Source organism: Labilibaculum euxinicum, from assembly GCF_009795715.1.
In the GTDB taxonomy this organism is placed as follows: domain Bacteria; phylum Bacteroidota; class Bacteroidia; order Bacteroidales; family Marinifilaceae; genus Labilibaculum; species Labilibaculum euxinus.
In genome coordinates this window covers 108328-133213 of the sequence record NZ_WTCR01000015.1, presented here as the reverse complement: position 1 = coordinate 133213, position 24886 = coordinate 108328, and the positions used below count along the sequence as shown (strand labels likewise).

The following is a 24886-nucleotide window of genomic DNA, read 5'->3' as shown; positions in this document are numbered from 1 at the left end:
GCTAATTAGTTACCAAATTTCAGTATTAAATATTAAATCGGCAGCAATTTAAAAGGAATCTTATTTCAACTATCTGATGTGACTCTTTTTATGTTGTATTGTAAATAGTGGGTTATCTCTTGGTGAGTAAAATGGATAATATTTATTGACATTAGAAAGTAAAGTATCAAAGTATTGGAAATTGTATTAGAAAAGAGCCTATACATTTGTTCTCAATTATTCTTTAAGATATAAACGATAAGTTTGCTGGTGGTGATACTAATACGTGTTTTTTTCGATCTTATAATCATGCTTAGAGTAAGTTGTATTAACAAATCGTTTTTTAGGCTTGAATCGAATGTTTTCTGCCTTCATTAGTCTGGCAACATAAGCTCTGGATATCTTATATCCAAGCTTCTCCAATTCAGCCTGAATACGAGGACTTCCATAAGTTTGTCTACTGTCATTAAAAATCCTTTTAATCTCATTTATCAAAACAGTTCTTCTTGAGTCTTTCTTTTTAGCAAGTTTAACAGACTTCCAGTGGTAATAAGAATTCCGGCTTACTTTTAAATACTTACACATCTTCCCAACAGAATATGTTTTTTTATGCTTATCCATAAAATCATATATTAATTGTCGCTCTTGGAGAAAATGCTTACCGCCTTTTTTAATATATCACGTTCTAATTTAGTTTCTTTTAGTTCTGCCCTTAACTGGGCTATCTCTCTTTGTTCCGGACTTAGTGAAATATTGCCTTTCCCTGTAAAAGATTCTTTGGCGCTTAAATTTTCTCTAAGCCACCTGCGAATCATATTGGCGTTTAATCCGTAATCTTCAGATACTTGCCGTGCGCTTTGTCCCGATTTAAGTAGATTCACGATCATCAACTTAAAATCTGTTTCATAATGTTTTGCCATAATTTAAATATAAGAATTTCGGGCGTAACCATTGTACCAACAAATGTAGCAGGCCCATGGAGATGATATTTTCAGATTGAATCCTTTGAATCATGGCAACCAATGCTCCTTTTCGGCCTTTTGCTGCTTTATTGGTAATTATTGTATAAAGCTCTCCATTGGTTAAGGCTGTTTCATCAATACTTAGCTTAGTACCAATATTTTCAGGAAAAACCATCCACTTGTGAGCATGAGATTTCTGATCCCATTGATTAAAATCACTTAAGTGTTCTTTGTATTGCTGAGAAAATTGATTCCCATTGATATGATAATGTTTTTCAAGGCTTTTACTGCTGATCGGGTATTTGTCCAAATAATTCTTTTAAAAAAGAAGCGAACCCTTTTGTATATCGAGCTCCCTTTGCTATCAAATCCCAATCTCTACTTACAATCTGACCCGTAGAACAAACGAGTCACTTCCTTTTGCGAACATGCAGGTAAACCATGCGTTCCCGAATAGGGTAATCTTGAATCACCACTGCTGACTGAAAACCTTTTGAAGTCAGCTTTTCTGATGAAAATTCTTCTGGGAATTGATGTAATTCATCCAGATGAACATCCAATCGATTTTCATCAATAATAACTTGAGTGATCTCAAAATAGGAAAATATCTCTTCTGGTAAAATTGCTTGAAGTAAGAGGGTGTAGTGATCTTTTGTTGAATCCATCTTCTAAATTTTAGACAACAAAATTAAATTATTCCTTTTGATCCACCTACTTTTTGAATTGATCCTAAATAATACAAGTCAATTTAAGACATAAAAAAACACCCAATTTTACGATTGGGTGTTTTTGTTGGGGGTGGGCCCACATGGGCTTGAACCATGGACCCCCTGATTATGAGTCAGGTGCTCTAACCAGCTGAGCTATAGGCCCGATGAAAACAAGACGGTAAAAGTATTTTATTTACCTTTGTTTTGCGAGTGCAATGTTACATATTTGTATTGAATTATTCAATATTTGAAACCATTTTTTTATGCAAAAATACAATTCAATCCCAAATATAGTTTTCGATTTTGGAGGTGTGCTCCTTAATATTAATACGGATCAGGCAGTTAAGAGTTTTAAAGAAATTGGACTAACTGATATTGATGTGGTAAAAAAAGAATATCAAACTAATGGTTTGTTTGATCGTTTGGAGAAAGGCATTATAAATGCAGATCAGTTTAGACTTGAAATTCGTGAGCACATTGTTGGGAAAGTTACCGATGAGCAAATTGATGCGGCGTGGAATTCCATGCTTTTAGATCTTCCTTATGAGCGATTAGAGATGCTTGAAAAGCTTAAAAAGAATCATAGGATATTTCTATTGAGCAATACAAATATCATTCATTGGGAAGCTTATATGGGAATGATTAAAAATGTTCATGGTGTCTGTCTTTCCGATTTCTTCGAAAACGATTATTATTCCCATAATATGGGATTGAGAAAACCAGACCCTCAGATTTATACAACTCTTCTTAAAAAGGAAGGATTAATTGCTTCAGAAACTTTATTTATTGATGATATGATGGTTAATACTGATGCGGCTAAATCGGCAGGTATGAAAGTACATCATTTGAATTTGGAAAAGGGAGAAACGATTCTTGATTTGTTTTAAAATAAAGGATCGTTATTTCTTGCGGAAGCTTCCCATTGTATTGTCGTAATTGATATAATACAATCCATTTTGCAGACCTTCCAATTGTATTTTATTGCCAAAGCCTTTAAACACAATATTTCCGTAGTTATCGTATATTTCGTAAAGAGTTTCATTGGTGAATAGTAATTCATCTTTTACTTTCTCGGGACCAAATGTAATTGCAGGGAAGGTAGATTGATATTTAATATCTGAGGAATAATTAGGTGTTCCAGTGTAATCGACCTGATAAATTCTGAAAATATTTTCTCCCGAGTGAGGGCGAACATTTAGTTGATATTTATTTAATTGAGGAGTTCCAATTCCTTCTACTTCACCAATTGTGATCCATTTGTTCCAACGATATTGTTGCACGATAAATGGCAATGAACCCCGTTCATCCTTAGTGGCCCAATTCAGGACTCCTTTTTTGTCAATTGCAGCACTTTGCAAGCTGAATGAACTTACAGGTTTAATTGCTTCAGGATTAATGATTTTGGGTAAACATCCATTTTTATAGTAAAGTGCGATATTTATCTTTTCACCTATTTGGAAATTAAATTTAGATAAATCGATTTCAAATGCACTGCTGTTAATTTCATCAGCAGAGTTTTGACCATTTACAGTTACCTCGAAAACACAAAATCCCACTCCTGAGTCAGAGAAAGGGTTCATTACGTAAACATTTTTGCCTAGAAAGATTCCGCTTAGTTCGAGTTTATCTCCGTAAGCAAAATTAAAAAGGAAAAGAAAAATGAATAGTATGACTTTGTTTTTCACTATGTAAAATAATATTGATATAACTGCAAGATACTAAAACAAAGAGCGATAAAAAAAAGTTTGAAATGGTTTATTTATGAATCCAATCTCCATGAGCTTTAATGATCTCTGTAAGTTCATGAATGGCATTTTCCCTCGGTATATTTTTCTTAATTAATTCGCGTTTTTTGTACAATGATACTTTTCCCGGCCCTGCTCCTACATAACCATAATCTACATCACCCATTTCGCCGGGTCCATTTACAATACATCCCATTACAGCTATTTTCAGATGGGTTAAGTGAGAAAATTGTTTTTTGACTTCTGCAACAACATCATGAAGCTGGAATAGGGTTCTTCCGCAACCAGGACAAGAGACAAATTCCGTCTTACTTGTTCTCACCCTGGCGGCCTGCAAAATTCCAAATGCTGTTGAGTTGACATCTTCATGGGAGAGATCACCTTTATTATCAAGCCAGATTCCATTCCCAAATCCATCAAAATACAAGCTTCCTAAATCAGCAGAAGCCTTTAAATGAATATCTTCCAGGTTGGATTCTTCGAATGATCTCTTAAAGATTACAGGCGCTTTACATTTCGATTGAACCAATCGGAAAGCAAAAGCTCTTTGTTCTGCAAATGCATTTTGATGCACTGATGAGCAGACCAAAACGACTTTTGGATTCTTGATTATTTCCTGAATAAACCCGTCTGATAAATCAGAATAGCTACATTCAACAAAAAAGATATCTGTGTGAAAGAAGGAAAGGTTAGTATTTGTAAATTGATTTGCCTGAAACAGAGGATAGGTATTTTCAGCATAATTATTGGCCATTTCCCAGCATTCCTGATCAACAATTATTCCTAATTCTTTTGGATAGTCGGCAAAAATGGCATCGAAACCATTTACAAACAAATAATCGCTGGCTAACTTGCCTTTTTCCCATTCAAATGTATCTTCGTTTAAAATGTAGCCGGCTTTCTCTGGCAGATCAGTTGAAATGCATTTTTCATGGCTGGCATCTGTAACCACTACAGGAACTTTTTGGCTTCCAATATTCCCAATCAGAGATGTGGATCTTTTATAAAAATCAAAGAGATTGATGTCTGTATTTTTAACCGGTAAAATTGGCGCATGACCAACTTTTTCAGAAACGTAATCGACTAGTTTTTTTCCTACCGGAGATTCTATTTCCGGATCTTCGGTAAGTGATATCCGAATGGTATCGCCAATTCCATCATTTAATAATGCTCCTGTTCCAACGGCCGATTTTATCCGGCCATCTTCACCTTCACCAGCTTCGGTTACACCCAAATGCAGGGGATAATGCATATTCTCATTTTCCATTTCACAAATCAGCAAACGAACAGTTTTTACCATCATTACTGTATTGCTCGATTTAATTGAGATGGCAACATTCTGAAAATTCTGCTCCTTACAAATACGCAGGAATTCTAAAGTGGCTTCCACCATTCCACGTGGCGTATCTCCGAACCTACTCATAATCCGATCAGATAAAGAGCCATGGTTGGTTCCAATTCTAATTGCGGTATTGTTTTCCTTGCAAATGCGAAGTAAGGGAATGAATTTATCTTTTATTTTTTCAAGGTCTTCCTGATATTTAGTTTCTCCATAGTCAATACTAGTAAAGTCGGCTCGTTTATCAACAAAGTTCCCCGGATTGATACGTACTTTATCAACATATTTTGCGGCAATTAATGCGGCAGCAGGATTAAAATGAATATCAGCAACCAAAGGAGTATTGTATCCTCTTTTTACCAATTCTTCTTTGATGAACTTCAGACTTTCGGCCTCTTTTGTTCCTTGGGCAGTTAATCGAACGTATTCTGCTCCCGATTCTATCATTCTGATGGATTGTTCAACACTCGCTTCAATATTATTGGTATCGGTGTTGGTCATCGATTGAATTCGAATTGGATTTGTACCACCCAGCGCAGTGTTTCCGATTTTGGATTCTGATGATATGCGTCGAGAGTAGTTAAACAGATCTTTGCAAAAAAGTTGATGTTTCGGGAAACTCATTTTTTAGGTTTTAGTATTGAAATACAAAGGTAAGTGATAAATTTTATAAATTTGGTGAACCTTTGGCACGAAGCTTTGCAAGAAATACAATAATTTGCTTTGAGAAACTTTGTGTTGCACTTGGCGACTCCTTTGTGGTAAAAATGAAACAGATTCTATGTCAGTAAAAGTTCAGGAAGTAAGCAAATTATACGGTAAACAAAAAGCTTTGGACAATTTGAGTTTTAAAATTATTCAAGGCGAGATTGTTGGATTCTTGGGACCAAATGGAGCGGGAAAATCAACAATGATGAAAATTATTACTGGTTATATTCCCCAAACTTCAGGCTTGGTAGAGGTAAACGGACTGGATGTTAGCATGGATTCTCTTGAAATTAGAAGACAAATTGGTTATTTGCCCGAACACAATCCATTGTATTTGGAAATGTATGTGAAAGAATATCTCGGTCATGTGGCATCTATTTATAAATTAGGTAAAAGTAAGGCCAGGCGAATTGCCGAAATGATCGATTTGACTGGATTGGGAACCGAACAGAATAAAAAAATAGCTGCTCTTTCGAAAGGATACCGCCAAAGAGTGGGCATTGCTCAGGCCTTAATTCATGATCCGAAGGTGCTGATATTGGATGAGCCGACTACCGGATTGGATCCAAATCAGTTGCTGGAAATCCGAAAATTAATTATTGATATCGGCAGGGAAAAAACCGTGATGCTTTCGACGCATATCATGCAGGAAGTAGAAGCTTGTTGCCAGCGGGTTTTAATTGTAAATAAAGGAAAGTTGGTGGCCGATCGGAATATAGATTTTCTTGCGTCCGCAAAATCATCTCATGTGGTCGAAGTTGAATTTGCTTCTGAAGTATCTTCAGACTTATTGCAGGAAATTTGCGGAGTGAATGAAATTGAAGTCCTTGGCGAAAATCGTTATTGTTTTGTTTCCCTAAGAGATATCCGTAAAGATGTATTTCAATTTGCCGTATCTAAAAGTCTGGTGATTTTGGAGATGAAAACCCGATCGGAGAATTTAGAGGATATTTTCCACGAACTCACTTTGTGATTTTGTTTGTTTTGATGTAGCTTTAATTTTACAGAAAAAACAATATGAAGGAAAATGAAATTACCGAAAAGATAATTAAGGCTGCAATGAAAGTACATACTGTTCTTGGGCCGGGATTATTAGAATCAGCATATCAAGAATGCCTGTTTTACGAATTACAAAAATCAGGTTTAAAAGTAGAGAAAGAAAAAGCTCTTCCGATAAGTTATGATGGTGTAAAACTGGATTGTGGTTATCGACTTGATTTATTTGTGGAGGATCAGGTTATTGTTGAGTTAAAATCAATTGACTCATTTAAAGATATTCATTTGGCACAAACGCTAACCTATTTAAAACTTGCCAATAGAAGACTTGGGCTGATGATTAATTTCAACGTTGAAATGTTAAAGTATGGGATTAAGAGAGTTGTTAATGGGTATTAATCTTTCTATCCCGGTTTCTATTAGTAGCTATTTGAATTTTAGCTGTTTTTGCCCTCAGTGTCCCTCAGTGCTCTTTGTGGTAAAAAGTTAGTTTGTACTTAGCCACCCTTCCGTAAAAAAAGACTGACCACAGAGAACACGGAGTATCACAGAGAAAAAGGATTAGTTTAATTCTCATACTTTTTATTTAAGTCTTGCTCTTCCTCTGTGTGTCTTTGGGTTCTCTGTGTCAAAAGGTTGGTTTATGCTTAGCTTCACCTTTCCGTAAAAAAAAGACTGACCACAGAGAACACGGAGTATTACAGAGAATAAAATAAAATTGATTGTTTTCTCTCATGCTTGATTTGAAACTCCTTAAACTTATAAATGAATCCCTCTGTGTACCTCCGTGTGCTCCGTGGTAAAAAAATGTAAGCTGTAAATTTAGTTGTCGTGTTGTGTAAAGAAAGCCGACCACAGAGGACACAGAGTACCACAGAGAAAAAAATCTTTCTTCTCTTTGTACCGGTTCGTTTTATAAGATATTTGAATTTTGGCAGTATGTACCTCAGTGCTCTCTGTGGCAAAAGGTTAGTTTACACTTAGCTTCACCTTTCTGTAAAAAAAACTGACCACAGAGAACACGGAGTATCACAGAGAAAAAAAACGAATTGGTTTAATTCTTATGTCTCTGTGGCAAAAATTGAAATCCTCACTATAATTAAGACTTATAGCTCTTTATTGGCTCGGAAGTCCCTGTTTTTCAGTTGAAGCTTTTGTTAAAATGTTGTAAAAGTGGGTCTTTAGTTTTGTTTCTTTCCGAAATAATACTTTCCTTTGCCCCGAAATAAGTGGAAAGATTTGGCTGCTTGCAACCACAGAAAAAAATGCTAAATGGTGAACTATGTGCTTTTCTGCATGTAGACAACCAACCATTGCTTTCCTGTATCGTGTACATCATTATTTAGTTAATGATCTTAAACAACATTGCCTGTCGGTTTCATTCATGCAATTGATGATATCGGCATCACAACTAATTATTATTAAAATATTATGGGATATTTATTCACATCAGAATCAGTTTCTGAAGGACATCCGGATAAGGTTTCTGATCAAATTTCAGATGCATTATTGGATAAGTTTTTGGCTTTCGACCCAAACTCAAAAGTTGCTTTGGAAACCTTGGTTACTACCGGACAGGTGGTTCTTGCCGGTGAAGTAAAAACCAAAACCTATATCGATGCTCAGGAAGTAGCTCGTGAGGTGATTAACCGTATTGGTTATACCAAAAGTGAATATCAGTTCGACGGCACATCATGTGGTGTATTGTCTGCAATTCACGAACAATCAGCTGATATTAACCGTGGTGTAGATCGCGAAGATCCAATGACACAGGGAGCAGGCGACCAGGGAATGATGTTTGGTTATGCATGCAGGGAAACCGACGATTACATGCCTTTGGCTCTTGAGCTTTCGCATCGTTTGCTGATAGAATTAGCAGCTATTCGCCGCGAAGGAAGAGAAATGACCTACCTTCGTCCCGATTCAAAATCGCAGGTTACCATTCAGTACGCCGATGATGATACCATCGAAAGAGTACACACGATTGTGGTTTCTACTCAGCACGATGATTTTGGCCCGAACGATGAGTTGATGCTGGCTAAAATTAAGAAAGACGTTCGCAATATCTTGATACCTCGTGTAATTAAGCAATTGCCGAAGCGTATTCAGGTGATGTTTGATGAAAACTTTATTTTGCACGTAAATCCAACAGGAAAATTCGTAATTGGCGGACCTCATGGTGATACCGGTTTAACTGGCCGTAAGATAATTGTTGATACTTATGGAGGAAAAGGCGCTCACGGGGGTGGTGCATTCTCAGGAAAAGATCCTTCGAAAGTTGACCGTTCGGCGGCTTATGCGGCCCGTCATATTGCTAAGAATTTGGTTGCAGCAGGAGTTGCCGATGAGTTGTTGGTTCAGCTGTCTTATGCTATCGGTGTTGCCGAGCCTGTAGGGATTTATGTAAATACCTACGGAAAATCGAATCTTAGCCTTACCGATGGTCAAATTGCTGAGAAAGTTACTGAGATTTTTGACTTACGTCCGGCAGCTATTGAGCAACGATTGAAATTACGCAACCCTATTTACGAAGAAACAGCGGCCTATGGTCATATGGGACGCACACCTCGTATGGTAGTGAAAAAATTTGAATCTCCTTACTTTGATGGCGTTGAGCTTGAAGTGGAATTATTCACTTGGGAAAAATTAGACTATATCGAGAAAGTAAAAAAAGCGTTCAATTTGTAAACAACAACAAATACAATATATACAAAGCCATTCCATCTTATTTGGAGTGGCTTTTTTTACGCCAACTATTTAAGGAGTAAAATTTATTTGGGGGTTCCCCTGCGGGGCGGGCTTTCCATTTCAACTCCTCACTCGTTCCTCGTTGCGGGGTTTCCCTTCCCCCGAAAGCTTTCGGGGCCCTAACCCAAAACCCAGTTTCAACATGGCACGAAACATTTTCCCTCCCCATTTAAAGGAAGCTTTGTTAAGTATCTGGTAGTAACACCATAAATTAATAAACTAGTGCTAAAGAATAACAATCATCCGATGGCAATTAATAATTTGATATTTTCAAATAATAATTCGAGACCTTCAAATAAGATATTACTACTTTCAAATAACATTTTATCGAAATCAAACCCTATTTTATTCCCAATAAGTAATATTCTGATACTAAAATATAGCAATATCAGTTAATTATTGTTAGCTTTATTCCTGTCACAATAAGAATATTGTGTTGTCAAGCTAATTCATAAATGAATCATTATGAGACGAAAAGTTAAAAATTCAGTTGCTATTAACGAACTAATTAGGTTCGAAATGAAACGACAAGGATTAAGCGCTCCTGAACTTGCACATAAAATGAACATTGGGCTAAACTCCATGTATCATATTCTAAAACGACCAAGCATGCAAATCGATCGTCTTTGGGAAGTTTGTGAAGCACTGCAATTGAATTTCTTTAAAGTTCTGGCTGATGAAATAAACATTACTAATCCTGTCGATCCACAAATGGATCAATTGCAACAAGAAAATAAAATGCTTCGAGAAGTAATTCAACTTTTGGGTGGTAACAAGTAAATCACAAATTGCATTTAAATGCTTAAAATATGTGGTTGTCTAGTGTGTCTACTTTAAACTTAGATTTGAATATGCTGTGTTGCTATAAAATAATTATTTACAGTTAGAAACAGTAAAGGCAGATCATTCGATCTGGCTTTTTTCATTTGAAAGTATTCTTTACTATAAAATTATTAGTTTTATTGACTAATAAAAATGTCTTTATGAGTCGAATAATTCTTACTAGTTTTTTCCAATTGATTTGCTGTTTTTCTGTCTATTCTCAGGAAATTCGTGACAAAGTTTTAATCAAAAATGATACTATCATCTTAAATCGAGATACGTTGGTTATTGGTATGACAGAGTTGAGTGATATTTTAACAAAGTCACAGATAGATTCCTTAGGTTCGCCTTGTATCGTGCATTGGGATGGAGATTGTGATTCAGGGACAGATTATGAGTACTGGATTGAAACAAATAGTTATGAAATTGTTTGCATACAAGATTCACTGAATAAATATATATTAAAAACAATTTCAATTAAAAACACCAATAATACTTCATTGTTTTTCGAGGATGGATTGAATGCAAATAAGCTTACTAAAAAGGGAATACTAGATTTAGGATTCATAAAAGAAAAGCGATATAAACAGAAAAAAAATGTGGCTGTTTATAAAAAAGTAGGGATTCATTTAACTGTTAAAGAAAACCTCGATAGTCTTTTAATTAAGTCAATTCATTTTCATCCTAAGAGTTGGGATAAACACCTAAAAATAGAAACATTAAAAGGAGAGGTCAGAAATACAGAAGGAGAATCTCTACCAGGAGTATTATTCTTAGCTTATAATCAATTTGATTCTTTAAAATATTACGAAACTACGGATTTTGATGGAAAATATTATTTCGAGATCGATAGTATTAAAAAAATTGATGTCTTCAATTTTAATTATGAACCTCAAATCATAAAAGTCACAGATAATAAAGATCAAACAATCAATTTTAAGCTAAAGAAAAACACATATTATCTACCCGATTTAATTGTTGCTAAAAGCGGTGAAATTCGAATTGATTCAACTTGTTACCTAGATCAATTTCCAAAGGTTAGAGATTCTTCAAAGATTAATGTTTGGCTTGTATGTGAGTTTTCGAATTTTAATCCATTGATTTCTAATTTACCTTCTGCGATTGGAGGTCTGAGAAATTCCTATGTAACATTAGTATCATCTTTAAATAGTAAAAGGAAACTGAGAAAATGTGAAGCAGAAGTGTATTTCGTAATTGATAAATTTGGACAAACTAAGCTCATTGATATTATTTGTGATGACAAGATAAATAAAGAATATTTGGCCAGATATATGGTTGATACGTTTAAATGGACTACTGCAAGATGGCGGGGGAGGCGAATTGATTCTAATTGGAGTCTCAAAATTATTTTTGAATAACCGTTGCTATATTGTTACGACTTTTTGTTTGGGGTAGTGCTTCAACGTATCCTCAATACTCTTCTCAACAGGAATAAACTCAAAATTCAAAGCCTCTTTTATTTTCTGGTTCGAGTAGTATTTTATATTGTGAGATGCCAGGGCAGTTTCTTTTGTAAATCCGGAAGACTTAAAAAGGAATATTCTTTTTAGATAAGCGAGTCTCCAGGCAATTTCGGTTAATTTTTCGTTTGCAAATTTGGTAGGACCTTCAATTCCCAAATATTTAGCAATGGTTTTTAAAATAAATTCATAGCTGCAATTCTCGCTGTTTAGAACAAAGCGTTCATTTGCAATGTCACTTTCCATCAATTCTATCATCGAACGACTTACGTCACGAACATCAACATAGCCCGAAATTCCTTTGGTGTAGTATTTTAAGCCTTTGGCAACGGAGCTAAAAAACAAAGAACTTCCTTTGTCCCATTTACCGGGACCCAAAATAATAGAAGGATTCACAATAACCGCATTTAAACCTTCTTCTACTCCTCTCCATACTTCTAATTCTGATCTAAATTTACTGTTTGAGTAGCCTGATCTTTTTTCTTCCGGACTCCATGGAGTTTTTTCAGAAACGGTATTTTCTCCTTCCTCAGGAGAACCCAAGGCCGCAACGGAACTTACCATGCAAAATTTTCTAATATTTGCATCCAGGCAAGCATTTACAATATTTCGGGTTCCTTCCACATTAATATCCAGCATGTTTTTACCATCTTCCTTCTTAAAAGAGACTAAGGCGGCACAATGGTACACATCTTCAATTCCTTCAAGCGCATCTTCCAGCGAGAAAGGATCCAACATATCTCCATCGAACCATTCGATGGTATCAAACAGTTTATCAGCATTTTCTGCATAGAAAGAAAAAGTGGTTCGTACCAATCCTGTATTACTGTTTTTTCGTTTTAGTGCACGAACTTTATTGCCTTTCGAAAGTAAATCGAATAGTAAATGCGAACCAACAAGACCAGTTCCACCGGTAACTAAAATCATAGAATATTATTAAGTAAATATCCCCGAAAAATTAGGGGGATGAATTAAAGCATGAAAAATGAAACCTATTTCGGCCAGTTTAATTTAATGGTTTGTGTCAATTGAGAGTGAACACTTAAGGGGACCGGGCTGGTTCCTGCAACGCTTTCAATAATTTGTTTTTCCTCTGCAGTATATTTTTTATTCGGGAAATTGAATTCAACTACAACTTCATCAACTCTTCTCGGATCACTCGCCATAATTTTAGTGATATCCAGCTCGGTTCCGGTAATGTCAATATTGTTATCGCGGGCAACAATTCCCATAATGGTCATAATGCAGGAACCCAGTGAAGCGGCCAGCAAATCGGTAGGCGAAAATGCTTCTCCTTTTCCTTGATTATCAGTTGGTGCATCGGTTAAAATTTTATTGCCCGATTGCAAATGAATGCACTCAGTCCGTAAATCGCCAAGGTATTTTGATTTGATAGTTGTCATGCTGTTTTATATTTAGTGAAGTGTGTAATAAGCAATTTTTGTTCTGTGAATTTAAGAATTTTAAAATAGATAGTAAAACCCTCATAAGAGTTAGATAATAAAATTCACTTTAATTGGAACTTCTAGGATTAGAAGTTAAATTCCTTGTTTATCTTATGTTTTTTCAATTGCATCAGAAAGAATTTTGAGTTCAGTATATTAGATATTTATGTTTTTTGTCATGTGTTTTATTTTTTTTTATGAAAATAAGCCAAAGGCTTGTCACCCTAATTTCTGATTTTCCTGTTATTATACACAGTATCGGAAAAATTTATACTAGCAAATGAAAAATATATTTATTTATTATTTAGCGTTCATGATTGGACTAGGTATTTTAATGTATTATTTATTGTCTAATGAAAACAACGTTGGGTTTGTAATAGCTATATTGATCTATGCTTTAATATATAGACCTATCATTGACGGATTACGTTTAATATCTAAGCAGGTAATTACTAAGAGACAATCATGGAAATTATTTATCCCTTTTTGGCATGTTAAATGGATGAAAGAGTTATATCTACCTTAATAGAGGTAGTATAGCTATTTTTGATTTACTTCTTAGATAAGACACACATATAATAAAGCTATGGTTAGATGAAGTAAGGCCTGATAAATGGATCTCCTGAACAGCAATGTTTAGGAGATCTTTTTTTTCCCACTTTCAGATTCAAACCGAAAACAGATCTTATAATTTCGAATTATAAGCAATCAGCAAAGGCTCTAAAAAAATCAACTTTTATTGCTGATTAAATAGAGCTTAGTCCCTTGATTCTACAATCACTATGACCATCAATTCTTGTAATTTTTCTATATTTGTAAACTTTTTATAACAGATAAGATAATTTTAGTCGGAATAATGTCGGTAGACATTTGTCAATCAGTATCTAATTTGCACGGATTAATGATGAATACGAATGAGAATCGGTATTAGCGAATACAAGATAAATTTTACAATAAATGAGCACTAAATTCCCAGAGTACAAGAATCTTGATCTATCACAGGTCAACAAGGATATTCTAAAAGATTGGAATGAAAATAACACATTCGAGAAGAGTTTGCAGACTCGCGAAGGCAATCCCACTTTTGTATTTTATGAAGGACCACCTTCGGCAAATGGTATGCCGGGTATCCACCATGTTATGGCTCGCGCTCTTAAAGATATTGTGTGCAGATACAAAACTTTGAAGGGATTTCAGGTGAATCGTAAAGCAGGATGGGATACTCATGGTCTGCCGGTAGAGCTTGGTGTTGAGAAAGAATTGGGAATTACCAAAGAAGATATTGGGACTAAAATCTCGGTTGATGATTACAATCTGGCCTGTCGTACCAATGTAATGAAATATACCCGTGAGTGGGAAGATTTAACCTCAAAAATGGGGTATTGGGTAAATATGGAAGAGCCGTACATTACCTACGATAACCGTTACATTGAAACACTTTGGTGGTTGTTGAAACAACTGTTTGAAAAAGATTTATTATACAAAGGATATACAATCCAACCGTTTTCTCCTGCAGCAGGTACCGGTTTATCAACTCATGAGTTAAATCAGCCTGGTTGCTACAAGGATGTGAAAGATACTACAGCTGTAGGTATGTTTAAAGTGACCCGCGATGAGAAAAGCGAATTCCTTTACGAAGGAATAGATTGCGATGCCTATTTTATTGCATGGACAACTACTCCATGGACACTTCCTTCGAATACCGCTTTGGCTGTTGGTCCAAAAATCGAATACGTTCGTGTTCGCACTTTTAATCCGTATACAGGAATTCCTTGTGTGGTTATTCTGGCTAAAAATTTGTTCTACAATTTTTTTGATAAAAAATACGAAGGACTTGAATTGGGAGAATATGAAGTTGGCGATAAGCGTTTAACCTACAAAATGCTTTCGGAACATGTAGGAGCCGATTTGGAAGGGGTTCGTTACGAGCAATTAATGCCTTTGGTAAAACCTGAAGGTGATGCTTTCCGCGTAATTTTAGGTGATTTTGTTACAACAGAAGATGGTACAGGTATTGTTCATATCGCTCCAACTTTTGGTGCGGATGATGACAGGGTTGCCAAAGTGGCTGGTATCTCACCATTAATTCTTCGCGATAAAGAAGGTAAAATGCAGCCAATGGTTGATCGTACCGGTAAGTTCTTCAAAATTGAAGACTTGAGCGAGGAGTTTGTAAAAGAATTTGTGAATGTTGATGCTTACGGTGAGTATGCCGGTCGTTTTGTGAAAAATGCTTACGATTCAACTTTAACAGATGATGATGCGACTTTAGATATCGACATTGCTGTTGCCCTGAAGAAACAAAGTCTGGCTTTTAAAGTTGAGAAACATATTCACAACTATCCACATTGCTGGAGAACAGATAAGCCAATTCTTTACTATCCATTGGATTCATGGTTTATTGAAACTACAAAAGTCCGCGATCGTATGATCGAACTAAATAAAACCATTAACTGGAAACCTAAATCAACAGGTGAAGGTCGTTTTGGAAAGTGGTTGGAGAATCTGCAGGATTGGAATCTTTCCCGTTCCCGTTATTGGGGAACTCCACTTCCAATTTGGGTAAGTGAGGATCGTGCTGAGATTAAATGTATTGGTTCGGTTGCTGAATTGAAAGCTGAGATTGAAAAATCGATGGCTGCCGGTTTCATGACTGAAAATATTTTGGCTGATTACATTGAAGGTGATAACAGCAAAGAGAATTACGAGAAATTCGATTTACACCGTCCATATGTTGATGGTTTGATTTTGGTGAGTGAGACTGGTCAAAAATTGGTTCGTGAGCTCGATTTGATTGATGTTTGGTTCGATTCAGGAGCTATGCCATATGCGCAGCAACATTATCCTTTCGAAAACAAAGAGAATTTCGACAAGTTGTTCCCAGCTCAGTTTATTGCCGAAGGTGTGGATCAAACACGTGGATGGTTCTTTACTTTGCATGCCATTGCAACCATGTGTTTCGATGGAGTTGCTTTCGAAAATATCATCTCCAACGGTTTGGTGCTGGATGCAAAAGGCAATAAGATGTCTAAACGTCTTGGAAATGCAGTTGATCCATTTTCAACCATTGAAAAATATGGTTCGGATCCATTGCGTTGGTATATGATTACCAATGCTCAGCCTTGGGATAACTTGAAATTTGATTTAGGTGGTGTGGAAGAAGTTCGTCGTAAATTCTTCGGAACACTTTACAATACTTATAGTTTCTTCCAATTGTATGCGAATGTTGATGGATTTACTTATTCTGAAGCTGACGTGCCAATGGAACAGCGTCCTGAAATTGATCGTTGGGTTCTTTCTCTGTTGAACTCCTTAATTAAAGAAGTTGAAGAGTGTTATGAAGCCTACGAGCCAACTCGTGCCGGTCGTGCAATTCAGAATTTTGTAAATGAAAATCTATCAAACTGGTACGTTCGTTTGTGTCGAAAAAGATATTGGGGCGGCGACTATTCTACCGATAAAATTTCTGCTTACCAAACTCTTTACAGATGTTTAGAGACTATTTCTGTATTGGCTTCACCAATTGCTCCTTTCTATATGGATCAATTGTTTAAAGATCTGAATTCAGTAACCGGTCGTTTTACTGAAGAATCGGTTCATTTGGTGAATTTCCCTAAATACGATCCGGAAGTAATTGATTCTGAATTGGAAGAAAGAATGGATATGGCACAGAAGATTTCGTCAATGTCACTTGGATTGCGCCGTAAAGTGAAAATACGTGTTCGTCAGCCTCTGCAAAAGATTATTATTCCAATTCTTGATGATTCAATGGTGCCTCAGTTAGAGGCTATTAAGAATATCGTTCTTTCAGAAATTAATGTGAAGGAAATGGAATTCATTACCGATACAACAGGTGTTTTAGTAAAAAATATCAAGCCTAACTTTAAGACCTTAGGGCCAAAGCATGGTAAGATAATGAAACAAATTGCTGCTGAAATTGGTAAAATGAATCAGGAAGATATTCTTGCTTTCGAAAAAGCAGGTAGTTACACGATTGTGGTAAACAATGAAAATGTCAGCCTGACTCCTGAAGATGTAGAAATTGTTTCTGAAGATATTCCAGGGTGGTTAGTTGCCAATGAAGGGAAACTTACTGTTGCAATGGACGTAAACATAACCGAAGAATTGCGTAAAGAAGGAATTGCCCGTGAGTTTATCAATAGAATTCAGAATTTAAGGAAGGACAGCGATTTTGATGTAACCGATAAAATTAAGCTTCAAATTATGATGCATGATTCTATTAATGATGCTGTACTTGCTCATAAAGAATACATTGGAACACAAACTTTAGCCGTAAGTATTGAATTAGTTGAAAAATTAGCTGATAATGAAGCTAAAGCAGTGGAGATTGAGCAGGGTGTAGAGAGCTTTATTAAGATTGAAAAAGTTAGTGAATAATCGATTTTTTGTTATCTTTAAAAAAAATAGAAACAATGGCAGAAAAGAAGCGATATACAGACGAAGAGTTGCAGGAATTCAAAGATTTGATTAATGCTAAACTTGAGAAAGCAAAAAAAGATTATGTGACTTTAAAAGCCGTAATCTCGAATAGTTCTGGAAATGATACTGAAGATACTTCACCCACTTTTAAAGTGTTGGAAGAAGGAGCTTCTGTATTGTCGAAAGAGGAAGCAGGACGTTTAGCTGAACGTCAGGCAAAGTTTATTTCTCATCTTGAAATAGCTTTAATTCGCATTGAAAATAAAACCTATGGTATTTGTCGCGAGACAGGGAATTTAATTGCTAAAGAAAGACTTCGTGCTGTTCCTCATGCTACATTAAGTATCGAGGCTAAAAACAAACAGTAAGATCTTTTATTGAATATATCTTAATGATTGGAAGAATATTCTTCCAATCATTTTTGTTTACAAATCAAGGTTTCTATTTATTTGGAATCTGAAATAGATTAGCTGTTAACGATTAAATAGTGAATATGTCTTTATTTAAAAAATCGATAGTACTTATTGTGCTACTTCTTGTTTTGGATCAGGTAGTAAAAATTTGGATCAAAACCCATATGATGCTGGGAGAAGAGTATTCGGTATTCGGGGATTGGTTCTTGATTCATTTTATTGAAAACAATGGAATGGCCTTCGGAATGGAATTAGAAGGCCAGTGGGGGAAAATTCTTTTAAGTTTGTTTCGAATATTTGCTGTTTGCGGTATTGGGTGGTATCTGTACGATATCTCGACTAAGAAAGCGCCTTTGGGATTAGTGATTTCAATTGCTTTAATTTTTTCCGGAGCAATGGGTAACATTATTGACAGTGCATTTTATGGATTAATTTTTAATGATAGCTACTATCAGGTTTCAACTTTTATGCCCGAAGGGGGAGGCTATGCATCCTTTTTACATGGCAAAGTAGTTGATATGCTTTATTTCCCTCTTCTGGAAGGAAGATTTCCTGAATGGTTACCCATGTGGGGCGGAGAACATTATATTTTCTTTCGTCCGGTTTTTAATATTGCCGATTCATACATAACAATTGGTGTTACTTTTATCCTTTTGTTTCAGCGAAAATATTTCATGAAAGAGCATAAATAAAAAAATAATTTATATCAATAAAGTAAGTATAAAAGCCCGTTTAGGGCTTTTTGTATTATTAATAAGCAAGTACTCCCTGACAAATTCCTGATTCGTTAAAATTTCCCTGTGACTTTTTTTGTACAAAACATAAATTATTATTTGCTGATTGTTTCAGATTGTCTTATATTTATTATTAAACTCATGTTTATGATTACATTTCTTGATTGAATTGTAATTAAAGAGTTTGTGTGTTAATAAAGACTACTACTAACGACTAGCAATTGTAAATTTATGCAAATACCATTCATTTCTATCAAACGGGAAATACTCTCTTAATGGTAGCTTTTTTTAATTTTTATCTGAATGATGTATGTAAGAACACTTCTGTAGCATACTTAAAGTATTCGATATTGCGCAATTGTTATATTAAATTGACTAAAGAGTATGAAAAGTAAGATCCGAATTTTAATAGTTGAGGATGAATATGCCATTGATGAAGGAATTCTGAATTGCTTAAACGATATGGATTACGAGATAGTTAAAACGGTATTTCATTCCAAAGCAGCTCTTGAATTTTTAGTGAGTACCGAAATCGATATTGTTCTGATTGATGTAAATTTGGACGATGATCTTAACGGATGTCAATTAGCAGAAATCATTAAATGTGAATTCAGAATTCCGTTTATATTTCTCATTTCAACTGTTGGGCAAATTAGTATAGAAAAGCTAAAGGAGGCGAATCCAAGTGTAATAGTATTGCAAAATCCGACATTAAATCAAATACATTTTTCATTAACACTTGCAGTGAGTAATAATGAGAAGTTGAATTACTCTTTGGGCGAAAATAAAGAAGAAAATTTAACCTTGGATCATTTAAATAATTGTCTGTTTTTAAAAAAGAACAATCATTTTGACAGGGTCAATTTCGAGGAGATATTTTGGTTAAGAGCTGAGAATAACTATACGGTAATTCATACAACAAAAGGAGACTATCTATACTCAACTGTTCTTAAGAAGTTTACAGCAAAATTGCCGGGAAATCAGTTTATTAGGGTGCATAGATCATATATAATTAATCTCACTAAAATTGATGGTTTTGAAGGGAAAATGATTATAGTTGATGGTGAGCACATTCCTGTTGCAAAAACTTACTGCAATAATGTGTTTGATTTATTACATACCATATAATTATCAGTTCCCAACCAGTAAAACTGATCAAACAGAACAGCAGGAAATGATAGCAGAAATAAGAACGGCAAACAAGTTATAGTTCTTGTTGAAACGAATTGAAGAAGAGACACGTAACATTACCGAAACAGTTGGTACAATTATTCTGAAATATCCAGGTATATTCTTAATTATTTTTTGTTGAATTATTGGAACTGGCTGTTAGAAGTATCAATAGGAGTTTCAGGAATTGAAAAAGAGGCAGTTTCGTAGTTATGAGACAGCCTCCTTTTTAGATGAAGCGATTTACGTAAGTATTTTTAGGCTTAGTTTTACTGTGCCGGTCTTGTGCTTATATTATTAAGCCTCGAGCCATTAAAGTTATCCTGTTTCTTTGGACTATCCGTAAGATTTTTTAACTTAACATCTACTAATTTCAGAAATCCGGGGAATGTCGTTTATAGGTTGATAAATTTCAATCATTGCAACCGTGGTAGGAGCATTTGGAGAGACTTCTTTAGCATTGCAAATGAATCTGAAGTTGGTTCCGCCAACAATTTGGCAAGCTACAGCGAAAGGACTATATTCAACTCCCACCAGATCCTCAGTGGCTTTTTGAAATATATCTTTAGCTTCTTTTGAAATCTTTGTGCTATACGGAGTATAAGCACCTGTTGTTACTTCTGATTTTTCCATCTTCGTTGTTTATTAATTATTGTATTGCAGGATATAATTCCTAAAAACAAATATTAAGTTAACAGACTTGTGAAAAAAATTAAATGAGTGGATGGCATGAATGTTTTAGTGAAAAGCCAGTATTTTCGAGTAAAAAAATAATAGTGATTCTAATCGAACCTATAAAAGATATTTTATAAATGAAATTTGGTTTTATTTTTTGAGAACTTGAATCGTATTATAAGCAAAAAAGCCCTAACGGGCTTTTTTATGATTTAGCTTGATTGGCTTTCCTTTTTCGTTGTGCTTTAAAGTATAATATCTGACTGCGTAAACTCCATATTCCACCAGCTATTATAATGAGGAATATCCATTGTTTTCTGCCCCATCCTGCATCTCCAAAAATACCTTTCGACAGCATCACTAGAGACATGATTATTAACAGGCTTGTTACAAGTGCTGCAACATGTCCAACTGCGGCATTCTCTTTCTGAATGCCTGTGGTGCAAAAGTACAGTATAAGTCCAAAGAAAGTAGGAATCAAGGCTGTAAATTGCCAATCTCCTGCATCAAAGTACCTTGCTGTAATTCCAATTAATCCAACAAGTATTAGGATTATAGAATAAACTTTGTTGATTTGATATGCTTCTTTCATGAATATTATTTTTATTTAAATCAAATTAAAACACTAAAATACAAAAACTCATGAACAATCAAAACAGTTTCATCATTTGAATATTGATTACAAAATAGAAAGCATAAGAAAGGCCGCCACTCCTGACAGCCTTTCTTGGACAACCTTAAAACTCAACCATGTATTGATTATCGTACCGCGATTACCAAATACTTTGAAGATTTCCAGAATTCAACCGGATCTAGAATTGTAATGCCTTCAACTGTTTCAACTCCCTCAACCTTATAAGAGTTGCTTGGATGATTTGTTACAAAACTAATCTTCTTCCCGATGACAGGAATAGTAGTAACTTTGGTGATATCAATTTTTTCAAATTCACTTGTATTAAAATCTTTATTAAGAACTGCTGTTTTTCCAATTCCGATAAATCCACCGTCTTTGGTTATTACATTTTTCTCTTGTAATTCTTTGCTGGTTCCAAATATATAGTAAGCTGTATTTAGTTCGTTTGTTGCGTTTTCAATTACTTTTGTTTTGTTTTCGTTTTCAGTATTTAAAGCCAACACAGTTCCATTTAGCTCAGTCACTTGTCCATTTAAGTTATCTACTTCAATGTTCAATTTAGCTACTTTGTCATTCAGAACAATAATTTCACCTTCTTTAGCTTCCAATTCCGTTTTTAAACGATCAGTTAATTTGCGTAGCTTAGAGTTTTGATACCAGCTATTATTTAATTTTTTGTCTAATTCTTCAATTTTTAATTTGTTTTGTTCTAACAGATTATTGATTGAAGTTAAATCACTTGCAATTTTTTGTTTTTGAGATTGATTAGGATTCTCAGAGTTAACTGCAATAATATTTTCTTTTTGCTTAATCATTTCAAGATTTTCTTCAATTGAATTTAATGATCCAATAAATTCATTAATTGAAGAATCTTTTTCCTGAGCCATTACAGTTAGTTGCTGGTTTTGCTCTCTTAATTGTTTTAACTCTTTTTGATTACACGAGATAAACAATGGAACAATTAGCAATGCTATAAGAATACGTTTCATAAATTAGTTTTTAGAGATTAGGTTTCATTATCTTGTTTTTATTACATATATGAATATCATGCCAAGATTGTACACCAAAGGATATTATTCATCTACTCATTGCAACTCACATATTATCAGTATTTAATGTACGGTTTCATTTTTGCGGATAGATTGCTGTTTTAGAGTTGAGGAATCGGAGTTGGGGAATATTTCCCCAGTTCATGGGTATAAAATACCCAAAAGGTTAAGGGTTGTTTAAAGGAATGTGTACCAGTATTTTGAGCACGGACTAAAAATATTCTTATTAACTTTACCTTAAAGAATTTAAACCTTACGGTGATATAAGAAAACAAATAAATTCAAATGGTGTCAGAAAGTAGAAGTAATATAAAGGTAAAAGTAGTTGCAGGGTACATATTTGTATTCCTGGCTATTTTTGCTTCTGTTTTAATTGCTTATCAGTCTTATAATAAACTTTTGGATTCTGTGGATTTCTTATCGAAACCAGATGCTGAGATTGCCAGAATGAATCGAATTCTCACCAATTTATCGGAGGCTGAAAATAAGATCAGAATTTATTCCTTAACAAAGAAGGAACGCTATTTGGCTAAATATGCTGATAATATTATTGAGATACAAAGTGATTTGGATTCGCTGAGATATTATAGTGATGATAGTAGTAAATCGTTTCTTTTAATTGATTCAATGAATTATTTACTAGAGGAACGTGCTGATAAATTAGAGAGGTTTGTTGAATTAAAAAGATCAAAAGAGAAGGAAAATCTTTCTCAAAAAGCGATGGAGCAACTTAGTGAAGTCTCTGATGCTACAAAAACAAAAATTAAGACTACCACAACTACTACAACGTTTTTGGATACAGTTGTTAGTCCTGCTGAGGTGAAGGAAAAAAAGAAGAAAGGATTTGTTGCCAGACTTTTTAGTGGCAAAAAGAGTGAGACCAAAATAGATTCGATTGAGACTGTAATTCAACGAACTCAAATTCAGATTGATACAAGTTATTTGCCACAAGCCGATAGTTTGTTGCGCAGTTTGGAGACTATGTTACTTACTGCTCAGGCCAAAGAGCGATTGAACAGAGAGATTGTTTCGAATGAAGAATTGCGGTTAGTTGAGGAGAATTCTTTAATGTGGGACAAGATTAAAATTTTATTGCATCAGTTGGAAAAGGAAAGATTGCAGCAATTAACTCATGAATCGGATAGCGCAAAAGAGATTGCCAGTAATTCAATATTTATTATTTCTGTGATCATTATTGTTGGATTTATATTGGGTATTTTATTTATTATTTTCATTCTTACTGATATCACCAAAAGTAATTTTTATAGAAAAGAATTAATTGTAGCTAAAGGAAAAGCAGAAAAGTTGGCAAAAGTGAAAGAAGATTTTTTAGCCATAATGAGTCATGAAATAAGAACTCCTCTTAATGCCATCTTAGGTTTTACAAATCAGCTTGATAAAACAAAATTAGCAGATCAGCAACAGGGATTCGTACGGGTTCTTAAAAACTCTTCGAAACATTTACTTGGCTTGGTCAATGAAATTCTCGATTTGTCGAAAATAGAAGCTGGAAAACTGCATATTGAAAATATTCCGTTTCAGCCACATTCACTGGTTTTTGACGTATACGATGTTCTGAAAATTAATGCTGAAAACAGGGACATCGATTTTACTTGGGAATACGATGGTGATTCTCAGATTAATTTAGATAGTGATCCGTTTCGAATTAAACAGATTCTATTGAATTTGGGTAGTAATGCCATAAAATTTACTCCCAAGGGGGCTGTTAGAATCAAATCATCGGTTATTCAAATCGATAAGTACTTTATGTTCGAAGTAAATGTAATTGATACCGGAATTGGAATTGATGAGAATAAATTAGAAACAATTTTTGAAGATTTCAGTCAGGCAGATTCGTTTTCGGCAAGGAAGTATGGGGGAACAGGATTGGGTTTGGCAATTAGCAGAAGATTATCACGATTGTTGGGTGGTGATTTGTTCGTAGAGAGTAAGCTGGGTGAAGGATCTTGTTTTACTTTGCGAATACCGTTATTGGAATCGAAAGAAGAGGTGACTGAGCATAAAGGATCAAGAGAGGTTCAAATTCCTGATTTTTTAAGGCAAAAATCCTTTTTGGTTGCAGATGATGATCCGTACAGTTTATTGTTGCTGAAAACCATTTTTGCCAGTTGGGGCTTGCAGGCAGACTTTGTGGAAGATGGATCTAAGGCCTACGATTTGATCAGGCAAAAAGATTACGATCTGATTCTTACAGATATCCACATGCCTGAAATGGGCGGAATTGAGCTGTGTAAAAATATTAGAAAATTGGAGCACACCAAAAAATCTGAAATTCCAATTATTGCTTTAACTGCGAATGTGAGAGAGTCGGATTTAAAACAGTATATACAATCGGGAATGACAGATTGTCTTGTGAAACCATTTGATGAGGCTATTCTGATGGGAATGCTTCGAGATTTATTTGGTATTGCGAAAGAAGAGAGAATTGAATTAAAAGGTTCTGACAAAACAATGTCGGATGATCTTTTCGACTTAACTCAAATCAAACAATTTACCTCCGATGATCAGGGATTAGTTAATCAGATATTGGAGCAGTTTATTGTTTCTGCACACGAAAATGTCGATTTATTGAATAAAGCTTTGATTGATAAAAATTATCTGGCTATTGGTGAAATTGCTCATAAGATGCTTTCTTCGTTTAACCAGCTTAGGGTTTTAATTGTGGTTCCTATTTTAGCGCGATTGGAAACCATTCTTCATAAAAAAGAAAATGCTGAGATAAACCACGAAGAGATAAGAGAGTTGGTTGCAACTGTTACAGCTAACACAAATTTAGTAATATCATCTATTCGTGATGAAATTATTGCCTAAGTCT

22 protein-coding genes and 1 tRNA gene are annotated in these 24886 nt (G+C 34.8%); 11 read left to right on the top strand and 12 right to left on the bottom strand.

Features of this window, described 5'->3' with window-relative positions:
* Positions 1-258: 258 nt before the first annotated feature.
* The 5 genes from GQR60_RS17590 to GQR60_RS17570 form a co-directional block, all read right to left on the bottom strand.
* Positions 259-600, bottom strand: coding sequence for an IS3 family transposase (locus GQR60_RS17590; protein ID WP_124994189.1), 342 nt, complete (start codon positions 598-600; stop codon positions 259-261).
* 11 nt (positions 601-611) lie between these two features.
* Positions 612-899: a transposase gene (locus GQR60_RS17585; RefSeq protein ID WP_124994188.1), complete on the bottom strand. Its 288-nt coding sequence runs from the start codon at positions 897-899 to the stop codon at positions 612-614.
* A complete protein-coding gene (locus GQR60_RS17580) occupies positions 883-1251 on the bottom strand; it encodes a hypothetical protein (protein WP_124994187.1) in 369 nt (122 codons plus the stop codon). The genes GQR60_RS17585 and GQR60_RS17580 overlap by 17 nt, the downstream gene beginning before the upstream one ends.
* A gap of 100 nt (positions 1252-1351) precedes the next feature.
* Positions 1352-1606, bottom strand: a complete 255-nt coding sequence (locus GQR60_RS17575) for an ISAon1 family transposase N-terminal region protein (RefSeq protein WP_124994186.1) — start codon at positions 1604-1606, stop codon at positions 1352-1354.
* Between the two features lie 134 nt (positions 1607-1740).
* A tRNA-Ile gene (locus GQR60_RS17570) sits at positions 1741-1814 on the bottom strand.
* A gap of 100 nt (positions 1815-1914) precedes the next feature.
* On the opposite strand from GQR60_RS17570, the gene GQR60_RS17565 reads away from it, so the two are divergent.
* Positions 1915-2538, top strand: a complete 624-nt coding sequence (locus tag GQR60_RS17565) for an HAD family hydrolase (RefSeq protein ID WP_124994185.1) — start codon at positions 1915-1917, stop codon at positions 2536-2538.
* Positions 2539-2550: 12 nt separating this feature from the next.
* Here the strand turns inward: GQR60_RS17565 and GQR60_RS17560 are convergent, their stop codons facing one another.
* Both GQR60_RS17560 and ispG read right to left on the bottom strand, forming a co-directional pair.
* Positions 2551-3231 (bottom strand): hypothetical protein, encoded by a 681-nt coding sequence (locus tag GQR60_RS17560; RefSeq protein WP_124994184.1) that lies wholly within the window; start codon positions 3229-3231, stop codon positions 2551-2553.
* A 175-nt stretch (positions 3232-3406) separates the two neighbouring features.
* Complete coding sequence (gene ispG, locus GQR60_RS17555) at positions 3407-5359, bottom strand: (E)-4-hydroxy-3-methylbut-2-enyl-diphosphate synthase (RefSeq protein WP_124994183.1); 1953 nt, start codon at positions 5357-5359, stop codon at positions 3407-3409.
* 157 nt (positions 5360-5516) lie between these two features.
* Here ispG and gldA point away from each other — a divergent pair, with 157 nt between their 5' ends.
* From gldA to GQR60_RS17530, 5 genes are all read left to right on the top strand, one after another.
* Positions 5517-6416: a gliding motility-associated ABC transporter ATP-binding subunit GldA gene (gldA, locus tag GQR60_RS17550; RefSeq protein ID WP_124994182.1), complete on the top strand. Its 900-nt coding sequence runs from the start codon at positions 5517-5519 to the stop codon at positions 6414-6416.
* 44 nt (positions 6417-6460) lie between these two features.
* On the top strand, positions 6461-6838 hold the full coding sequence (locus GQR60_RS17545; protein ID WP_124994181.1) for a GxxExxY protein: 378 nt from the start codon (positions 6461-6463) through the stop codon (positions 6836-6838).
* A gap of 1032 nt (positions 6839-7870) precedes the next feature.
* Positions 7871-9127, top strand: coding sequence for a methionine adenosyltransferase (metK, locus tag GQR60_RS17540; RefSeq protein WP_124994180.1), 1257 nt, complete (start codon positions 7871-7873; stop codon positions 9125-9127).
* 525 nt (positions 9128-9652) lie between these two features.
* Positions 9653-9967: a hypothetical protein gene (locus GQR60_RS17535; protein WP_124994179.1), complete on the top strand. Its 315-nt coding sequence runs from the start codon at positions 9653-9655 to the stop codon at positions 9965-9967.
* Positions 9968-10170: 203 nt separating this feature from the next.
* A complete protein-coding gene (locus GQR60_RS17530; protein ID WP_124994178.1) occupies positions 10171-11388 on the top strand; it encodes a carboxypeptidase-like regulatory domain-containing protein in 1218 nt (405 codons plus the stop codon).
* A 6-nt stretch (positions 11389-11394) separates the two neighbouring features.
* Here GQR60_RS17530 and GQR60_RS17525 read toward each other — a convergent pair whose 3' ends face one another.
* Both GQR60_RS17525 and GQR60_RS17520 read right to left on the bottom strand, forming a co-directional pair.
* Positions 11395-12417 (bottom strand): NAD-dependent epimerase/dehydratase family protein, encoded by a 1023-nt coding sequence (locus GQR60_RS17525; protein WP_124994177.1) that lies wholly within the window; start codon positions 12415-12417, stop codon positions 11395-11397.
* A 65-nt stretch (positions 12418-12482) separates the two neighbouring features.
* Complete coding sequence (locus GQR60_RS17520; RefSeq protein WP_124994176.1) at positions 12483-12893, bottom strand: OsmC family protein; 411 nt, start codon at positions 12891-12893, stop codon at positions 12483-12485.
* Positions 12894-13892: 999 nt separating this feature from the next.
* On the opposite strand from GQR60_RS17520, the gene ileS reads away from it, so the two are divergent.
* The 4 genes from ileS (at position 13893) to GQR60_RS17500 (ending at position 19650) form a co-directional block, all read left to right on the top strand.
* Positions 13893-17333 (top strand): isoleucine--tRNA ligase, encoded by a 3441-nt coding sequence (gene ileS / locus GQR60_RS17515; RefSeq protein ID WP_124994175.1) that lies wholly within the window; start codon positions 13893-13895, stop codon positions 17331-17333.
* A 35-nt stretch (positions 17334-17368) separates the two neighbouring features.
* The gene (locus GQR60_RS17510; RefSeq protein ID WP_101310971.1) at positions 17369-17743 is read left to right on the top strand and encodes a TraR/DksA family transcriptional regulator; all 375 of its coding nucleotides are present in this window, start codon (positions 17369-17371) and stop codon (positions 17741-17743) included.
* Between the two features lie 125 nt (positions 17744-17868).
* Positions 17869-18480, top strand: a complete 612-nt coding sequence (locus tag GQR60_RS17505; protein WP_124994174.1) for a lipoprotein signal peptidase — start codon at positions 17869-17871, stop codon at positions 18478-18480.
* Between the two features lie 426 nt (positions 18481-18906).
* Positions 18907-19650 carry a LytR/AlgR family response regulator transcription factor gene (locus GQR60_RS17500; RefSeq protein WP_124994173.1) on the top strand — a complete coding sequence of 248 codons (744 nt, stop codon included), beginning with the start codon at positions 18907-18909 and terminating at the stop codon, positions 19648-19650.
* A 399-nt stretch (positions 19651-20049) separates the two neighbouring features.
* Here the strand turns inward: GQR60_RS17500 and GQR60_RS17495 are convergent, their stop codons facing one another.
* The 3 genes from GQR60_RS17495 to GQR60_RS17485 form a co-directional block, all read right to left on the bottom strand.
* The gene (locus GQR60_RS17495; protein WP_124994172.1) at positions 20050-20325 is read right to left on the bottom strand and encodes a hypothetical protein; all 276 of its coding nucleotides are present in this window, start codon (positions 20323-20325) and stop codon (positions 20050-20052) included.
* 247 nt (positions 20326-20572) lie between these two features.
* Positions 20573-20959, bottom strand: a complete 387-nt coding sequence (locus GQR60_RS17490; RefSeq protein ID WP_124994171.1) for a hypothetical protein — start codon at positions 20957-20959, stop codon at positions 20573-20575.
* 167 nt (positions 20960-21126) lie between these two features.
* A complete protein-coding gene (locus GQR60_RS17485; RefSeq protein WP_124994170.1) occupies positions 21127-21990 on the bottom strand; it encodes a Cbp1 family collagen-binding glycoprotein adhesin in 864 nt (287 codons plus the stop codon).
* A 345-nt stretch (positions 21991-22335) separates the two neighbouring features.
* Here GQR60_RS17485 and GQR60_RS17480 point away from each other — a divergent pair, with 345 nt between their 5' ends.
* Positions 22336-24882 carry a response regulator gene (locus GQR60_RS17480; protein ID WP_124994169.1) on the top strand — a complete coding sequence of 849 codons (2547 nt, stop codon included), beginning with the start codon at positions 22336-22338 and terminating at the stop codon, positions 24880-24882.
* Positions 24883-24886: the final 4 nt, after the last annotated feature.

Coding starts and splice junctions, on each gene's coding strand:
- ileS (WP_124994175.1), top strand. CDS start 13,893: ATGAGCACTAAATTCCCAGAGTACAAGAATCTTGATCTATCACAGGTC.
- GQR60_RS17480 (WP_124994169.1), top strand. CDS start 22,336: ATGGTGTCAGAAAGTAGAAGTAATATAAAGGTAAAAGTAGTTGCAGGG.
- GQR60_RS17495 (WP_124994172.1), bottom strand. CDS start 20,325: ATGGAAAAATCAGAAGTAACAACAGGTGCTTATACTCCGTATAGCACA.
- ispG (WP_124994183.1), bottom strand. CDS start 5,359: ATGAGTTTCCCGAAACATCAACTTTTTTGCAAAGATCTGTTTAACTAC.
- metK (WP_124994180.1), top strand. CDS start 7,871: ATGGGATATTTATTCACATCAGAATCAGTTTCTGAAGGACATCCGGAT.
- GQR60_RS17565 (WP_124994185.1), top strand. CDS start 1,915: ATGCAAAAATACAATTCAATCCCAAATATAGTTTTCGATTTTGGAGGT.
- GQR60_RS17505 (WP_124994174.1), top strand. CDS start 17,869: ATGTCTTTATTTAAAAAATCGATAGTACTTATTGTGCTACTTCTTGTT.
- GQR60_RS17575 (WP_124994186.1), bottom strand. CDS start 1,606: ATGGATTCAACAAAAGATCACTACACCCTCTTACTTCAAGCAATTTTA.
- GQR60_RS17535 (WP_124994179.1), top strand. CDS start 9,653: ATGAGACGAAAAGTTAAAAATTCAGTTGCTATTAACGAACTAATTAGG.
- GQR60_RS17560 (WP_124994184.1), bottom strand. CDS start 3,231: ATGAACCCTTTCTCTGACTCAGGAGTGGGATTTTGTGTTTTCGAGGTA.
- GQR60_RS17500 (WP_124994173.1), top strand. CDS start 18,907: ATGAAAAGTAAGATCCGAATTTTAATAGTTGAGGATGAATATGCCATT.
- GQR60_RS17510 (WP_101310971.1), top strand. CDS start 17,369: ATGGCAGAAAAGAAGCGATATACAGACGAAGAGTTGCAGGAATTCAAA.
- GQR60_RS17530 (WP_124994178.1), top strand. CDS start 10,171: ATGAGTCGAATAATTCTTACTAGTTTTTTCCAATTGATTTGCTGTTTT.
- GQR60_RS17585 (WP_124994188.1), bottom strand. CDS start 899: ATGGCAAAACATTATGAAACAGATTTTAAGTTGATGATCGTGAATCTA.
- gldA (WP_124994182.1), top strand. CDS start 5,517: ATGTCAGTAAAAGTTCAGGAAGTAAGCAAATTATACGGTAAACAAAAA.
- GQR60_RS17485 (WP_124994170.1), bottom strand. CDS start 21,990: ATGAAACGTATTCTTATAGCATTGCTAATTGTTCCATTGTTTATCTCG.
- GQR60_RS17490 (WP_124994171.1), bottom strand. CDS start 20,959: ATGAAAGAAGCATATCAAATCAACAAAGTTTATTCTATAATCCTAATA.
- GQR60_RS17590 (WP_124994189.1), bottom strand. CDS start 600: ATGGATAAGCATAAAAAAACATATTCTGTTGGGAAGATGTGTAAGTAT.
- GQR60_RS17545 (WP_124994181.1), top strand. CDS start 6,461: ATGAAGGAAAATGAAATTACCGAAAAGATAATTAAGGCTGCAATGAAA.
- GQR60_RS17520 (WP_124994176.1), bottom strand. CDS start 12,893: ATGACAACTATCAAATCAAAATACCTTGGCGATTTACGGACTGAGTGC.
- GQR60_RS17525 (WP_124994177.1), bottom strand. CDS start 12,417: ATGATTTTAGTTACCGGTGGAACTGGTCTTGTTGGTTCGCATTTACTA.